This window comes from Shewanella sp. ISS20 (assembly GCF_056522965.1).
On record NZ_JAWRZK010000001.1, the window covers coordinates 2,740,911 to 2,758,351 of the forward strand.

Genomic DNA, 17,441 nt, shown 5'->3' on the forward strand with positions numbered 1-17,441 from the left:
TAAATGTGACCATCATCAGATTGCTAACACCCTAAAACGGATAGATAAAGTATTATTACCTCTGTGATAGACCATGAATTTCGGGTAAAGTGAATAAAAAGAAAACAGCAAGTTGACTTATTGAGGTTGCAAGATGGAACGTGAATCAATGGAGTTTGATGTCGTTATCGTCGGCGCTGGACCTGCGGGTTTAGCCGCAGCATGCCGACTGATGCAAATCGCAGCCAGCGCCAAAAAAACTATCAGTGTATGCGTGGTTGAAAAGGGATCGGAAGTCGGCGCGCATATAGTGTCTGGCGCCGTATTTGAACCAAAAGTACTCAAAGAGCTCTTTCCTGATTGGCAGAACCGCCAAGCCCCCCTTAATACCAAGGTCAATGTTGACGAAATTTATTACCTAACGTCGACGCAAACCGCTAAAAGCGTGCCCCACTCAGTCACGCCAAAAACCATGCACAATCAAGGCAATTATATTATCAGCGTCGGCAATCTAAGCCGCTGGTTGGCCGAACAAGCAGAAAGCTTAGGCGTGGAGATTTTCCCAGGATTTGCGGCGAGTGAATTACTTTATTATCAAGATGGTAGCGTTAAAGGCATATTGATTGGTGATATGGGGGTTGCAGCCAACGGCGAGCCTAAAGATAGCCATATGCCTGGCATGGAATTACACGCTAAATACACCTTACTCACCGAAGGCTGCCGTGGCCATTTAGGCAAGCAAGTTATCTCCAAATTTCAGCTAGATAAAGGCAAAAGCCCACAGCATTATGCCCTCGGCTTCAAAGAAATCTGGACTGTGGCCAATGACAAGCATCAAGCCGGTAAAGTGGTTCATACCGCAGGTTGGCCATTAGATACTGGCGCCTTTGGTGGCGGCTTTATGTATCACATGGAAAACAACCAAGTGTTGGTGGGGCTCATTGTTGATTTGAATTATGACAACCCGCACTTAAGCCCGTTTGATGAGTTCCAGCGTTATAAGACTCACCCCATTATCGCCAATACCTTACAGGGCGGCGAGCGCATCAGCTATGGTGCCCGCGCCATAGCTAAGGGCGGCTTAAATTCATTACCTAAAATGACTTTTAATGGCGGCATGCTGCTAGGTTGCGATGCAGGCACCCTCAACTTTGCCAAAATTAAAGGCACACATACCGCCATGAAGAGCGGCATGTTAGCGGCTGAGACTTTGGCTCAAGCATTGATGTCAGGGGTCAGGAGTGGCAAAGATCTTGACTGTTTTCAGCAGAAATTCGAGCAAAGCTGGCTGTATAAAGAGCTTTATCAATCGCGCAACTTTGGACCAGCGTTACATAAATTTGGCTCCTTAATGGGCGGCGCCTTTAATGTTATCGACCAAAACTGGTTTAATGGTCAATTGCCATTTACCTTGCGTGATAACGAAGCGGATCATTTAAAGCTAAAACCTGCGGCAGCTGCGGTGAAAATTAGCTACCCAAAACCTGACGGTAAGCTCACCTTTGATAAATTGTCGTCTGTGTATTTGGCCAATATTTATCATGATGAAGATCAGCCCTGCCATCTGCGCCTGCAGGATACCGCGATCCCCATCACGGTCAATTTAGCCAAGTTTGATGAGCCAGCGCAGCGCTATTGTCCTGCTGGAGTGTATGAAATTCAGCAGCTTGAAGGCCAAGATCAGCTAGTGATTAATGCGCAAAACTGTATTCACTGCAAAACCTGTGACATTAAAGATCCGAGCCAAAATATCACTTGGGTCACGCCCGAAGGTGGCAGCGGCCCCAATTACCCCAATATGTAAGCAAGCATAAGTAACCACACCACAGAGTGATGTAGCCTGTGGTGTGGTTACCTTATTAACTCTGAACATTCATTCTGCCCATTCACTCAGATCATTGCTGCCCTCAAGCCATGCCACAAACACGGTTTATCATTCATTAAGCACTAGCAACAACTTAAATACTGATTGTTTGTATGCCAAAACTAAACAATCACTCTAATGTATGGCCTAAGTAATCCGCTAACGGTTGACCTGGAATCGATGAATTTGTTGCCACGGCCAATGCCCCCCAACGAGCAGCTTCTTCCATCGCCAGCGCTAATGGCTGCTTAAGCATCAAGCCATGAATTAGCCCTGCGGCATAACCATCACCCGCGCCGGTGCTATCAACGACATTGGTAGCGACAGCCGCGACTCGTGTCACTGAATGTTCCTGATACAACACGGCGCCATCGCCGCCTTCGGTCACGATAAATGCTTGCAAACTGTCACCCGCTATTTGCTTAGCAAACTCCCACGGCGTTAATTGGCTGCATCCAGCTAAATCTGTGGCTGAGGTAATTAAGATATGGCATGGGCGATCACGATCATCTTTAGCCAATTGCGCTACCACTAAGCAATGAGGCAAAGCAGTTTTTGCCCAACTGGCCGCGCCTTGGGCCGATGAGTTGATATATAGGGCATCATAACTTGACCATACGGGCGGCGCGGGAAGTTGAAATGTCGGTCGCAGTGGCCGCACTATAGTGCGCTCTTTATCGGGAGTAATAATAAGTAGCATTTCACAGGTATTAGCCTGATAACGCTTAATATAATGACAATCCATGCCCATCATACTAATTTGCGCCACCAGCCAATCCCCTAAGGTATCTGCGCCCACTTGCGTGGCTAAAGACACTTGATGACCTGCCCACAACAAGCCAATGCCAGTATTGGCTCCACCGCCGCCAATACGCTTGCCACCGTCTTGATAGTGATAACGCCCTCCGACAGATAACGCCTTATCTAAAATCAATAACCTATCGCAATTCAAATTAGCGGAAAGCATGATGCGAGCCATATTCACTTCCAATCTAGGGACCAAATTTGATGGTAAGGGATATTGGCACCAGCAGCAAATATTGCTGGCTTTTGAGGCTATTTGAGGGGTATTTACATTAACAATTTTAAAACATTGTTCTCGTTAGAATTTTTTGCATGAGACTGTCAATTTAACTCACTTTACCTTACCAATTATTGCCAGTAGAGTCCGTCGAATTTTGCCATAGCGCCTCCCAATTAACTCATATTTGGAACCTTCAATCAGTGCCCACAGATATTAATACTGCCCCCCAAACTAGCACCTTAGTTCCTGTCATGGGGTTAAGTTTATTTGCGTTGGCCTCGGGGTTTTTAATGAGCTTAATCCCACTCTCGTTACCGGCATTTAATATAGGCACTCACCTAGCTCCTTGGTTAGCCAGTAGTTTTTATTTTGGCTTACTCATAGGCGCCACTAGCATAGAAGCCATAGTAGCCAAGATTGGCCACAGAATGGCATTTATTGCCTTCTTATTACTGCTGTTACTTACTGTCATCATAATGCCCGCCTTTCCTGACGCTAATCTGTGGTTAGCAGCGCGATTTGTGGCAGGTTTCGCGGTGGCTGGTGTATTTGTGGTGGTTGAGTCTTGGTTATTAATGGCTAATAACGCCAAACAAAGAGCCAAACGTTTAGGCCTGTACATGACATCCTTATATGGTGGCACTGCCACAGGACAGTTGGCGGTTGGGCCCTTAGGTACTGAAGGTTGGCTGCCTTTTTTAGTAGTCGCGGCATTACTGCTACTGGCGTGTTTACCGCCATTACTTATATCTAAAGGTCAGCCAGCAAAGCAAGCCCGCCATGGCATTAGCTTGAGTGCAGTTAAAGATATTTCGCGCCCAGCGATTATGGGCTGCTTAGTGTCAGGATTAGTGCTCGGGCCAATTTATGGCTTATTACCACTCACCTTGCAAATGCAGGCCAAGACCGAGGCTGAAATTGGGGTGATCATGGCCTTAGTGATAGTGGGCGGCATGCTCATTCAACCGCTAGTGAGTTATTTATCCAGCCGTCTTGGCAAGAAATGGTTAATGGCGATGTTTTCACTGCTAGGTGTGGCAGCATTAGGGCTTATTTTAACTAGCCAGCAAGCTCAACTGCAGGCTGGCGCTTACATGATAGTCGGAGCGAGCGCTTTTGCTCTGTATCCTATTGCCATCAGCTTGGCTTGCGATAATAGTGCGCCCAGTAAGATAGTTTCTATTACTCAGTTAATGCTACTTAGCTACAGCGTTGGCTCAGTAGCGGGCCCGATTTTAGTAGAGTTTATGCCTAAAGACAGTAATGCCCTGCTTCATTATTTACTGATTTGCCTTATCACCACCAGCTTGTACATGATGATCAAAAGCTACCGCTCTCGCCAAAACAAACCTATATTGCCGTCTATCTAAACGTGCGATATAACCAGTTCTTATCATGCTAAGCCAATAAATACTTAGATGAAATATTGAATAACCGCCTAGAAAAACTCTCTAGGCAGTTACTCATCACTGTATTTAGCCGCTATGTGCTGAAACTCAGTTTCAATTTCAAAAAAAACATCGATTAAATCAGGATCGAAATGCGTGCCACGGCCATTGCGGATAATATCCATGGCTTGATCATGGGTCATAGCATCTTTATACACCCGCTTACTAATCAGCGCATCGTACACGTCAGCAATCGCCATTAACCTGGCACTTAATGGAATATCTTCACCGCTAAGCCCGTTGGGATAACCACTACCATCCCATTTTTCATGGTGATAATGAGCAATATCTTTCGCTGCGGTTAAGAAAGAATCCTCATAACCTATATCTTCTTCGGCTTCAATTAACGCCCGATAACCAAAGTAAGCATGCTGCTTCATCACAGCAAACTCATCATTATTCAACTTGCCAGGCTTAAGCAAAATATTATCGGGAATACCGACTTTACCTATGTCATGCAAAGGCGCTGATTTGAAATAGGTAGAAATCACTTCAGGGGTCAGACGCTCACTGAATCTTGGTAAAAACCTAGCCTTTTCGGCTAACAATTTTACGTACCACTGAGTACGGCGAATATGATTACCAGTTTCTTGATCGCGCGTTTCGGCAAGGCTTGCGAGCGCCGCTATGGTGACATCTTGCACTTGTGATAATTGATGAATACGGCGCTGAACTTCGGCTTCCAAAAAAGTATTTTGATCTTTCAAAAAGTCTTGGGAAGCTTTAATTTGCAAATGAGTTTTTACCCGCGCAAACACAATCGGTGGACTAATTGGCTTAGCAATGTAATCGCTGGCCCCCAGATCTAGGCCAAATTGTTCATCTTTAGTGGAATCTTTAGCGGTTAAAAAAATCACAGGAATGGAGCGAGTCGCTTCATTTTGTTTGAGGCGGCGACACACTTCATAGCCATCCATGCCAGGCATAATGACATCGAGCAAAATGATATCAATGGGCATTTTGCTCACAATATCAAGTGCAGATTCACCGGAATTAGCGGCTCTAACGAGATAACTATCTTTAAGTAACCCATGAAGAAGCGCTAGATTCTCAGGGGCATCATCCACTATAAGCACGCAGGGTTTAGAGTCCATTGTGTGTTCCATCCTTGTAATAACATTCACTCAATCCGTTTCGAGCAATATCGATTAACTAACCTACACTTAGTGTCAAGCGTCAAAGAGTTAGTTTAAATCTAGACGCTTTATGGAAGAAATTACAACTTTCAAGGAATGAGGTTTGTTTATGGGTTCGATCCGCACAATTTTTATTATGCTTTGTAGCTTAGTCTCGATACTGCTACTGAGTATTGCCTATTTTTCTTACCAGCTTCATTTAAATTCCGTGCAATTAGATACACAGGTGTTAACCATACACAAGCGTATTATGCTGGCGCACGAGCTCAAGCAAAGCTCAGATCACCTGACTAAATTTGCTCGTAGTTATGCCGCCACTGGCAATCCTAAATGGAAAGAATTATTTAATCGGGTCATTGCCGTACGCAATGGTGTGGCGCCGCAACCACCTGGGAATATTTTTGAATATTGGGACGTAGCTTCAGATCCCAATGAGTTACTCATTCCTCACAATAACTCGAATCAAGCGCATCCAAGTTTACTTGAGCGCATGGAAGATGCTGGCATTGCTCCCAACCAAATTATTTTACTGCGCCAAGCCATAGCGCTATCTGACAACTTAATTAATCTAGAAAGAGAAGCCTTTGATGCCATTGAAGGCATAGAGCGTACCGATAAAGGACTGGTTAAGATCGACCCCAATCCAAATAAAGCCATTGAACTGTTATTTAGTAATGCCTACTTTCAAGAAAAACGAAAAATAATGGCGCCCATCGGTGATTTTTATCGCTTACTCAATGAATCCACCCGCAATGAATTAACCCAATATCAACAAAGAATTCATGAGTTATTTGATTATCAGATTACTGGCTTAATTCTATTGTCGGTTTCAGCTCTGGTTTCATTTCTCTTATTGTGGCTCTACGTATTGTCACCCGCCTATCGGATGCAGCGTAAGTTAGTAAAACAAGTCAACAATCATGATTTCGCCTTCCAACTCACGGAAAGCAACAAAGGGGCGCTGCGCCCCTTAGCGCGGGCGCAAAATTTAATCCTGCAAGAAGTGAATCAGCAATTACAGATGAACTCTTCCATCAAAGAATTTACCGACGTAATGCGTGACTCCGCCGACGCCAATCAATTGGGGAGTAATGTGATTAATTTCTTGGCTGAACGCTTTGAAATCCCCTTGATTGGTATTTATAAATTCGTTGATAACCAACTCACACGAGTAGCAGGTTGCGGTTATTCTGGCCGCGGCAGTCAAACCATCGCAGATAAGGATTCGATTCAGATAAGCTTATTGCGTAGCCGTAATCACTTCTCGCTGCGGGATCTCGATGGCAAATATCGCATCCCACTGCTTGATGGTGAATTAGCCTTGGCAGAATTACATTTCTTCCCGCTCAAGGTGAATGACAATATTATTGGTCTGTTAGAGCTAGGCCTCACGAGTCCGCTCACTGAGTCACAATTATCATGGCTCAATAAGGTCCAAGATGACTTAGCCATTAATTTTGAACTTGCCCGAAATAGTGAACTGCAAGCCGCGGCAGAGCGGCGCATTGCTGAACAGCTTGAGTTCAACCAGCAAGTACTCAACGCGATTCCAAGCCCGATGTATTTTAGAAATGCCAATGGCCGCTATCTTGGGGTCAACAATGGTTTTAGTGATTTTCTTGGTTTGTTTGAAGCCGATATTTTGGACTGCACCCCTGCCGATTTATTCCCAGTAGAAGCCACGCTGGTTTTCAATAATGCCGAAAAAACCTTATTGCAAACCCCAGGCACCACTCAATACGATCTCAACCTTAACAATGCCGACAATGAACAACGTCATATCAGTATTTTCGAGGCTACTTACTACTCAAGTAAGGGCGATCCCAAGGGCATTGTGGGACTCTTTGTTGATGTGACTGAACAAAAAGAATTGGAGATTGAGCTGCGCAGTGCCAAAAATGCTGCCGATGAAGCCAGTAAGGCTAAGGGTGAGTTCTTAGCCAATATGAGCCATGAAATCCGCACTCCAATGAACGCCATTATTGGTATGTCGCATTTAGCCCTGCATTCTGGGCTATCGGAAAAACAGCATCACTACGTCAGTAAAATTGATCATGCCGCTAAATCTCTGCTTGGCATCATTAATGACATTCTCGACTTTTCTAAAGTGGAAGCCGGTAAACTTAGCATTGAAAATATCGATTTCTTACTCGATGAAGTGTTAGATAACCTCGCCAACGTGATTGGCATGAAGGCCGATGATAAACACCTTGAGTTTTTATTTGATATCGACCCACACCTACCTTCAGCCTTAGTCGGCGATCCGCTGCGTCTAGGCCAAGTGCTAATTAACCTTTGCGGTAACTCAATCAAGTTTACCGAGAAAGGCGAAATTATCGTTAAAGTTAAGCAGTCAGAGAGCAAGGTTAGCGACAACATAGTTATCCAATTTGAAATTATCGATAGCGGTATTGGCATGAGTGAGGAGCAACTTGGACGCCTGTTCAAATCCTTCTCGCAAGCAGACGGTTCAATCACCCGTAAATATGGCGGCACAGGCTTAGGCTTAACTATCTCGAAAAGCTTGGTCGAATTGATGGGGGGCAGCATTTGGGTGAAGAGCGAGCCAGGTAAAGGCTCAGTCTTTGGTTTTACCATTGAAGCCGGCCTGCAAGATGTTAAAGCCAGAAAATTCTATCAACCTATCGATGATCTACAGGCCAAGCGCGTGTTAGTGGTGGATGATAACGATGCCGCCCGAGAAATCATGATGGGCCTGCTCAAGGCCATGAATTTTAGGGTCATGACAGTCAGTAATGGTTTTGAAGCTGTGACCGCCGTAGAAAAAGGCATTAATGAATTAGACCCTTTTGATGTCGTGTTTATGGACTGGATGTTACCCGGCATTGATGGCATAGAAACCACTAAACAAATTCGCGAAAAAATTGCTGAAGATAAACTGCCGAAACTCATCATGGTCACCGCCTATGGCCGTGAAGTGGGGCTCAGCGGTGATAACGAGAAGTTATTCGATGGCCTAGTCATTAAGCCGGTTAACCCGTCCTTGATATTTGATGCCATCATGAATGCCTTTGGTGTCATGAAGACCACTGAATCACTCAAAGCACGCCGCGCCGAACCTGAGCAAAATGATTACAGCATTATCAATAAGGCCAAAGTGTTATTAGTGGAAGATAACGAAACTAACCAAGAAGTAGCCATTGGCATACTTGAGCCTTATGGCCCAGAGATTAAAGTGGCCAACAATGGCCAAGAGGCGCTCGATTGGCTCGAAAAGCAAAGCTTCCAGCTGATATTGATGGATATGCAAATGCCGGTGATGGACGGTATTACCGCCACCAAGAATATTCGCAATAAGCTCAAGCTCAATGTTCCTATCATAGCCATGACAGCCAACGCCATGAGCCAAGATGTGGAAAACTGTAAAGCCGCGGGCATGAATGATCATCTCGGTAAGCCGATTAACGTCAATGAGCTGTTGAAAAAAATAACGCGCTGGCTGAATGAAAACCCCCAAAATATTACTTATACCTCGCCCCCCCTAAATAATGCCACGCCAGCCAACCATGCTGTCAGCGCCATTCCCGTGATAGAAATTGCCGATGACCCTAATGACATCTGTGAGTTCTTCCAAACGTCACCGAGCCAGCATAACGACGACTCCAGATTTGATGAAAGTATGCCCGCCATTATCAATCTTAATCAGCAAGATGATGTGCCTGCTGAGATTGAAAATACTGTTTATAGCCACCCCCTTGGCGGCGAGCTGCAAATTCTTAATATTGACGATGGCATAAGCCGCTTAGGTGGCAATGTCAAACTCTATTGGCAAATTGTCAGTTCATTTATCAATAGTCGCCTCCAAGAACAAAGCGCCCTGCAACAAGCTGTGGCTAGCAATGATTGGGAGTTTATTGGTCGTGTCGGCCATACCATTAAAGGCGCCGCCGCCAATATCAGTGCCGATAGCTTGTCTGCAATTGGTAAAGAGCTCGAAGATTTAGGCCATAAGCAAATTTTGCCATCCGTTGAGTTTTTATTGCGACTAAGCGACATGCTTCGCCAGTTACAACAAGAAGTACTGACCTTTGGGCCCGTGGTGGCGCCAGCAGTCACCACGGCAGTGAAAGCTTATGATGCCACTGAGCTCATGATTGAACTGCAACAACTGCAAATGCTGCTGGATAACTTTGATACTCAAGCGATAGATTTTATTGCTCTGATGAAGCAAAACGCTGTGGCCATTAATGCCTTAGGCATTGATTTTGCCGCCTTAGAAAAGGCGATTGCTGAGTTTAACTTTACGGCCGCGCAGGAAGAGTTAAATAAACTGATTACTCAGTCAAAATCGGCGTAGTGACTCAGTCTTAACCTTGTCATAGACAACAGCGATTGCGAGAGATGTGTTACTAACACACTTCGCCATCGCCTGCGGCTATCAAGCCAAGCTTGCCGCTCGGGCTAACAATCAATAAGTGTAAGATCAAGATTAGGCGGTGAGATACACGCGAAGGGATACGAAAATCCGTGAAAAATTAGTAAGTCGCTGCTTTTTTAAGGGCTTCAGCCACAATCAAATGACTCATGGCCAAATGAAAAACTTCAAGTTTAGCTTGGTAAACCTTGTACAAGCGGCGGCTATCCTGACAAGTTTCATCCAGACCATAACGCTCACAAAAATCGCTAAATAATAGTATTTGTTCCATGTTCAATCACCGTTTCAACCCCACTTACTGGCGAGACTAAATCAATCGAAATCACAAATCAATTGGGCTTAATTTAACCGCTACATTACTAATATATCCCACAAGGATGAAAATTAACTACATTTGAACGTGCTACACGTCACATTTATGATTACTTTCATGAAGTTAGAATTTTCACGCTGTAACTTAACTACCTCGCTGGGATAAATAAAGTTTAATAAAAAAAGACGCCAGCGGCGTCTTTTTTTTATCCAAATGCAAGGATTACATATCTTGCTGCTGCAGAGGTTTACGTAATTGCGCTCTAACGTTATCCATGCCCGAATAGAACTCTTTCATCATCAACAAGCCCATCATCTTACCGTTATCGGTAACGATCAGATTATCAGGATCGGTTGGGTCATTCTTAATGGCGCCAATCAGCTTCATCGAGGTCATTTCTTTAAATAAGCTGGTATCTAAATTCACCCCAAACGTCTCTCTGAAATACTTACGAGATAACCGCCCAGAGAACATGCCGAGCAAGAAGCGATACTGCATCACGTCTTTCTTGGAATACAGCTTTTGCTGCTCTACGCTCATCTTACCTGCGGCAATACGCTCTTGGTATTTACGCAGTGAGAAGGTATTGACGTGCAATGTATCGTTTAAGAAACTGAACGAGCCAGAACCCACACCTAAGTACTCATCATAATCGATGACGTATTCATCAAAGCCTTCGTTGTTCGCTTTGCCAAAGGCCCATGCGGTTAACTGGTTATATTGGCCATTAAGATTATTAAGAATTTGACGGTATTGATTGACCATCTCGCCTTGCGGCGCGGCAAGGGTACCTTTAACACTTTTGCGAGTTTGATGAGTGATCATCAAAGGATAAGTCGTGATTTGGCGGGGATCTAAACGCTTAGCCATATCTAAATCGTGCTGAATAACCGCTTCAGTTTGGCCACGGAAACCAAAAATCAAGTCGACGTTAATGATCGGGAACAGCTCTTTCGCTGCCATGATTTTATCGAACGTCTGCTGACCTGTACCAAACTTCTCTAACCTATCGGTCATCTTTAAGATGCCATCATCAAAGCTTTGCACGCCAATGGACATTCTATCCACCAGCCCTTTTAAGTCTTTAAAGCCTGGGCTATCTAAATGCACAGGATCCGACTCGCACGAGACTTCCTTGATAGAGGGGAACAGTTTGCGCGCATGTTCAATGGTGCGGGCTAACTCATCTTCTAATACTGTCGTGGTGCCGCCACCTATGTACATGGACTCAAAGTCATAACCTAGGGCTTTGACCATTTCCATTTCTTTACGCAGCGAGATGAAGTAAGCGCGAGCTTTATCTTCATTAAACAAGAATCGATGGAAGGTGCAGTAAGAGCACAAGGTATGACAAAAAGGCACATGGGCATACAGCATGTACTTCTTGCCTTCAATCGGTGCTGGCATAACATCAGCGGATTGGGTGTCTAATCTTAGGTTCTTATCGACATAGAACTGCATCACGCGTTCCATCGAGCTCAGCATCCAATCTGGCACAGTAATATTGGCCTGATATGGGGTAACTATGGTTGAATCTAAGGTTTGAATGATTTGTGACATACCCTTTCCTAAAAGTGAGCCCGTTAACTGTCAGTCGGCCCTGAATACTCTGACCCCCTCAGGCTATCCATTTTGAGATAGTTAAACCGTGAACTGACTAGAAAATAACGCCTCTCATTTCGCTAACCATTAAATTTTTTTAAGATAGATCACACTTTTTAGCGCCAACGCCACCAGAGCCGCGTTTACCTATCACAGCTTTTCCACTAACACCTTGCACTAGAGCGCAGAGTTATTGAAATCTCGCACTTCCACTAAGGGAGTATCGAGTACTACGGCCACGGGGTCTAACTTAACCAAACAGCCCAGCGCACCAAACTCACCAAGATACACTCAAGGGTTAGCCCCACGACTTTACAATGCATCCAGCCTGCAGCCATATCCACTTAACTCACCTCGACATTTCCCCCTGTGATGCGATTACAGCTCTTATTCTCATCACCGCATGATTAGATTAGGCAAGTTATTCAACTCACAAAGTGATTAGATTAAGAGGGTGATTCGAATCAATCGCGTGGATTTAATGCGCCAAGTGGCTCGCGCAGTTTGGCCAATCTAACCACTCTTGCCGTCAGCAGCCCCCCCATTGCCGACAGGCAACAAAAAGCCCCGCGTTGGCGGGGCTTTTGAGGCGCTAAAGTGTTAAGACTTAGTCTTTATACTTCAGGGTACCGTTCTCTTTGATTTCATCAAACCACAGGTTGTGGTGTTGTGAAGCCCAGTTCTCATCACAGTAGCCAGACACCATACATTCCATACCACCTTCAGACATAACAGTTGCCATGAAGATGTGAACAATGGAGAAAGCACAGATGATGATGGCGCTAACGCCATGAACAATCAGAGCCAATAAGCTTAAGTTGCGGCTTGGTTCAAACAGGTTAGGGAACAATAACATCATGCCAGATACTGAGATCAGTAAACCGAACATGGCGAAAGTCCAGAACCATAACTTCTCACCCGCGTTGGCAAAGCCAGCGTCAGGGTGCTGGCCTTTGAAAGGACCGAAGTTAATGTAACCACCAACAACCATGAACCACTTAACGTCGTACATAGTTGGGATTTGGTTTTTGGCCCACAGCACTGTCATCAGTGCCCAACCCAGCATAAATGGAATCGCTACCACGTCATGCACTTGCTTAGCACCATAGACTAAACCAGCCCATACGCCTTCACCCAAATAAGGTTGGAAGAAGAAGCGACCAGCCAGCAGTACCAGACCGGTGACAATCAGCAGTAAGCACGGAATGGCGCCTAACCAGTGAATGGCAACATCGGATTTTGACCAGCGAAATACCATCTTGCCTGAATAACCGTGGTGCAACTTAGAAATACCGTTGACCGCAATAAACAGAACAAAAATGATAATCATGCCAAATAACGAGGCCATTAACGCTGGCGCTAACCAGTCAGCACGGGCTTCCAATACTCGTAAATCATAAGTATTGATAGCTTGACCGTGAAACTCACTCTTAGAGTCGGTGTAACCAACCACGCCATCCTTCAGCTGCGCCCATACCTGCGCATCCTGAGACTGGGCCACGGCCGCGTCACCACCATTGGCAAAAGCGACGGCACTGAATAACAGTGCTATGGCTAAGCCTATGTGTTTGAACAGTTTGTTCATAATCTATCCTCTAGGGTTATCTCTGCCGTAACAGAGACAACTTGATGGACTGTCCTAAACTTGGAAAATTAATCCCAAGCTGCGTTCTTGGCGCCACGGTAAGCCACACGCTCACGGAAGATGGCAGAAACTACATCTGCATCACCCGCTAACAATGACTTAGTCGCACACAATTCAGCACACATTGGCAGCTTGCCTTCAGCCAGACGGTTAGCACCGTACTTCTTCAGTTCAGCTTCTGAGTGGTTCTCTTCTGGGCCACCGGCACAGAAAGTACACTTGTCCATCTTGCCACGGCTGCCGAAAGCACCGCTTTTCGGGAACTGAGGCGCGCCGAAAGGACAAGCATATAAACAGTAACCACAACCAATACAGGTGTCCTTGTCATGCAGTACCAGACCATCTTCAGTCTGGTAGAAGCAGTTCGCAGGACATACCGCCATACATGGGGCATCGCTACAGTGCATACATGCCACAGAGATAGAGGCTTCACCACGTTGACCATCATTGATGGTTACTACGCGACGACGGTTAATACCCCACTCTAAAGCAGAGGCGTTTTCGTTCTTACAAGCAGTGACACAGCCGTTACATTCGATGCAGCGCTTGGTATCACATAAAAATTTCATTGTAGCCATAATGGCAATTCTCCTAGCTTATGCAGCACTTACGCTTTGGCAATCTGACACAGAGACGCTTTAGTCTCTTGCATCTGAGTCACAGGGTCATAACCATAGGTCAGAGCCGTGTTACAAGATTCACCGATCACGTAAGGCACTGTGCCTTCTGGATAGTTAGGTGCCAAGCTTTCGCCGTGCATCACACCTGCGAAGTGGTACGGCATAAAGGTTACGCCAGGCTTAACTCGAGGAGTTAACATAGCTTGTACCTTAATGCGTCCGCCTTCAGCGCCTTCCAGCCATACGTCATCACCATTACGGATGTTACGATCGGCGGCATCAGCTGGGTTAATTTCAACAAACATTTCTTGTTGAAGTTCTGCCAACCATGGGTTAGAACGAGATTCTTCACCACCACCTTCGTACTCAACCAGACGACCAGAAGTCAGTACCAGTGGGTACTTACCAGACAGGTCTTTTTCTTGGATTGACTTGTACAGAGTTGGCAAGCGATGTACTTGCATATCGTCATACGTTGGGTACTTAGATACCAAATCGCGACGAGCAGTGTACAGAGGCTCACGGTGTAACGGGATTTCGTCAGGGAAGGTCCATACGATACAACGCGCTTTAGCGTTACCAAATGGAATACAACCATGCTTAATCGCTACGCGCACGATACCGCCAGATAAGTCAGTCTTCCAGTTTTTGCCTTCAGCAGCCACTTTCTCTTCTGCAGTCAGCTCATCCCACCAGCCTAATTGCTTAAGCATTTGGGCAGAGAATTCTGGGTAACCATCTTCGATGTCAGAACCTTTAGAGAAGGTACCTTCAGCTAAGAGGTTTTCACCTTTGTATTCCACACCATAACGTGCACGGAAGTTACCACCACCGTCTTTAACGTGTTTGCTTGTGTCATACAGGATTTGGGTACCAGGATGCTTCATCTCTGGGGTACCCCAACATGGCCAAGGCATACCATAGGTATCACCCTTACATGGGCCACCTGTGGCTTCCAGCGTCTTGTTGCTGAAAGTGCCCCAGTTCATGGTGTGCTCTTTGATACGCTCAGGGCTTTGACCTGTCATACCAATAGTCCACATACCACGGTTGATTTCGCGGGTAATGTCTTCAATGACAGGAACGCCATTTTCAACAGGAATACGCTTAGTTAACTCTTTATCGATACCGACTTTTTGTGCCAGACGGTACATGATTTCGATGTCAGTCTTAGATTCGAATAACGGCTCGATAACCTGCTCGCGCCACTGCACTGAACGGCCTGAGTTAGATACTGAACCACGAGTCTCAAACTGAGTCGCCGCAGGCAGTAAGTACACGCCATTCTTACGGCGATGCATAACACCTGCCATAGTTGGGAATGGATCGACAACAACTACTGTGTCCATCTTGTCTAAGGCATCACGCACTTCAGACTGACGAGTTTCAGTGTTAACTGATTGACCCCAGAAGAAAGCTAAACGGATGTTATCTTTCTGCGCCAGCTTAGCCTTGTCTTCTAACACACCGTCGTGCCAGCGTGAACAAGGAATACCTGGAGTAGTCATAGGCTCACGACCTAAGTAGGTACCGTGATCGAAGCGGCTCTTCATCCACTCCATATCCAGTTCCCATACGTTGGTCCAGTGCTGCCATGCCGCAGTAGTCAAACCGTAATAACCTGGTAAGTTGTCAAACAGCAGACCTAAGTCAGTAGCTGCCTGTACGTTATCGTGGCCACGGAAAATGTTAGTACCGCCACCAGACACACCCATGTTACCCAGAGCCAACTGCAGAATACAGTAAGCGCGAGTGTTAGAGTTACCCACGTGATGCTGAGTACCACCCATACACCAAACTACGGTACCTGGACGGTTATCGGCCATCAGTTTAGCGGCTTGATAAACCACTTCTTCTGAGCAACCAGTAACGTTTTCAACTTCTTTCGGGTTCCACTTAGCCACTTCTTCACGGATAGTATCCATTTCGAATACGCGTGACTCGATGAATGCCTTATCTTCCCAGCCATTTTGGAAAATGTGCCATAACATACCGTAGATAAACGGAATGTCAGTACCTGGACGAATTGGGCAATGCAGATCAGAGTGAGCAGCAGTACGAGTGAAGCGTGGATCTACCACGATGATCTTAGCGTTGTTCTTCTCTTTAGCGATCAGAATGTGCTGCATGGCCACAGGGTGGGCTTCAGCAGGGTTAGCACCAATGAAGAAAATCGCATTGGCATTCTGAATGTCGTTGAAAGAGTTAGTTTGCGCACCATAGCCCCAAGTGTTAGCAACACCGGCTACCGTGGTAGAGTGACAAATACGTGCTGAGTGGTCGACGTTGTTCGTGCCCCACATAGCCGCCAGCTTACGGTAGAAGTAACAGCCTTCGTTAGAAAACTTAGCGCTACCCATGAAGTAAACTGAATCTGGACCTGATTCCTTGCGGATGTCCAACATCTTGTCGCCAACTTCATTGATAGCTTGTTCCCATGACAGACGCTTCCACTGACCGTCAACCAACTTCATTGGGTACTTCAGACGCTTTTCACCGTGACCATGTTCACGCAGAGCAGCACCTTTAGCACAGTGACCACCAGCGTTAAATGGGTGATCGAATGCTGGCTCTTGACCAGTCCACACGCCATTTTGTACTTCAGCATATAAACCACAACCAACAGCACAAGCAGAACAAATAGTACGCTTAACTTCGATTGGAGCATCATATGGAACGTCAGCCGCTTCAGCGCGACGCATCATACCAGTACCCAGTAATGAGGCAGCCGCAATACCACCAGTGGCGATACCAGCATGCTTCATAAATTGACGACGGCTAATACCTAGCGTCGGCTTGTCAGCCACAGTGGCGACATTTGACTTGCGAGTTAATTTCATCGCGAATTCTCCTGATTAGCTGCGCAGGCTATTGTAATAAGCACGAATATGCGCAGTTTCGTGGTAACCATCTTCCGATTTAGCTACCTTACTGCTCTCACTTGCCTGAGCGACGCTGACACCTGCGGTAGCAATCACGGCACCGGCCGCACTACCTACTGTCAGAGCCTTCAGCAGCGATCTGCGGTTCAGATCTGGCTGTTGTTTTTTCATTGTTGCTCCTGATTAATCGACGTTGAAATACATAGACAACGCCTTGATAAAGCCAATTTACCGCAAGCACAGCTTGTTGCAGATTGGTTAAAAACTCACGATTTTTCATGGTCTTAAAAAGCGAGTTAACTATAAAAGTTTTATCTGAATAAACCTTGATCAGAGTGGGGTTTCCGGGTTGTTTTCGCCACAATTCGGCCAAGAGTGCGACCTTGATCACATTGTTAATCAGACTGACATGGTGGGAGCGGCAAAAAAACTTTCAAAGATTAGTTACAAATGAAAAACACTTAAACTCTTGGTATAAAAAGCCACCATTTGGCGAGTGAATGTGCGCCTTGTTGGCGATTAAAACAGCGAA

11 protein-coding genes are annotated in these 17,441 nt (G+C 45.7%); 3 read left to right on the plus strand and 8 right to left on the minus strand.

The window, feature by feature from the left end; genetic code table 11:
- Positions 1-133: 133 nt before the first annotated feature.
- Positions 134-1,783, plus strand: coding sequence for an electron transfer flavoprotein-ubiquinone oxidoreductase (locus tag AC1HDP_RS12445; protein ID WP_479639013.1), 1,650 nt, complete (start codon positions 134-136; stop codon positions 1,781-1,783).
- 190 nt (positions 1,784-1,973) lie between these two features.
- Here AC1HDP_RS12445 and AC1HDP_RS12450 read toward each other — a convergent pair whose 3' ends face one another.
- Positions 1,974-2,822: a PfkB family carbohydrate kinase gene (locus AC1HDP_RS12450; protein WP_479639014.1), complete on the minus strand. Its 849-nt coding sequence runs from the start codon at positions 2,820-2,822 to the stop codon at positions 1,974-1,976.
- Between the two features lie 296 nt (positions 2,823-3,118).
- Between AC1HDP_RS12450 and AC1HDP_RS12455 the strand changes: the two genes are divergently transcribed.
- The gene (locus AC1HDP_RS12455; RefSeq protein ID WP_479639887.1) at positions 3,119-4,237 is read left to right on the plus strand and encodes an MFS transporter; all 1,119 of its coding nucleotides are present in this window, start codon (positions 3,119-3,121) and stop codon (positions 4,235-4,237) included.
- Positions 4,238-4,326: 89 nt separating this feature from the next.
- On the opposite strand, the gene AC1HDP_RS12460 is transcribed toward AC1HDP_RS12455, so the two are convergent.
- Entirely contained in the window at positions 4,327-5,409 is a 1,083-nt protein-coding gene (locus tag AC1HDP_RS12460; protein ID WP_479639015.1) for a response regulator, read from the minus strand.
- Positions 5,410-5,677: 268 nt separating this feature from the next.
- On the opposite strand from AC1HDP_RS12460, the gene AC1HDP_RS12465 reads away from it, so the two are divergent.
- The gene (locus AC1HDP_RS12465) at positions 5,678-9,769 is read left to right on the plus strand and encodes a response regulator (RefSeq protein WP_479639016.1); all 4,092 of its coding nucleotides are present in this window, start codon (positions 5,678-5,680) and stop codon (positions 9,767-9,769) included.
- 178 nt (positions 9,770-9,947) lie between these two features.
- Here AC1HDP_RS12465 and AC1HDP_RS12470 read toward each other — a convergent pair whose 3' ends face one another.
- The 6 genes from AC1HDP_RS12470 to AC1HDP_RS12495 all read right to left on the minus strand — a co-directional run bounded on the left by AC1HDP_RS12470 (position 9,948) and on the right by AC1HDP_RS12495 (position 17,080).
- Positions 9,948-10,118 (minus strand): hypothetical protein, encoded by a 171-nt coding sequence (locus tag AC1HDP_RS12470; RefSeq protein ID WP_168195116.1) that lies wholly within the window; start codon positions 10,116-10,118, stop codon positions 9,948-9,950.
- 264 nt (positions 10,119-10,382) lie between these two features.
- Positions 10,383-11,720, minus strand: a complete 1,338-nt coding sequence (locus tag AC1HDP_RS12475) for a coproporphyrinogen III oxidase family protein (RefSeq protein ID WP_479639017.1) — start codon at positions 11,718-11,720, stop codon at positions 10,383-10,385.
- 649 nt (positions 11,721-12,369) lie between these two features.
- Positions 12,370-13,347 carry a formate dehydrogenase subunit gamma gene (locus tag AC1HDP_RS12480; RefSeq protein WP_140930093.1) on the minus strand — a complete coding sequence of 326 codons (978 nt, stop codon included), beginning with the start codon at positions 13,345-13,347 and terminating at the stop codon, positions 12,370-12,372.
- 68 nt (positions 13,348-13,415) lie between these two features.
- Positions 13,416-13,985, minus strand: a complete 570-nt coding sequence (gene fdh3B / locus AC1HDP_RS12485; RefSeq protein ID WP_140930094.1) for a formate dehydrogenase FDH3 subunit beta — start codon at positions 13,983-13,985, stop codon at positions 13,416-13,418.
- Positions 13,986-14,014: 29 nt separating this feature from the next.
- Positions 14,015-16,867, minus strand: a complete 2,853-nt coding sequence (locus AC1HDP_RS12490) for a formate dehydrogenase subunit alpha (RefSeq protein WP_140930095.1) — start codon at positions 16,865-16,867, stop codon at positions 14,015-14,017.
- 15 nt (positions 16,868-16,882) lie between these two features.
- On the minus strand, positions 16,883-17,080 hold the full coding sequence (locus AC1HDP_RS12495; RefSeq protein ID WP_140930096.1) for a twin-arginine translocation signal domain-containing protein: 198 nt from the start codon (positions 17,078-17,080) through the stop codon (positions 16,883-16,885).
- Positions 17,081-17,441 lie beyond the last annotated feature (361 nt).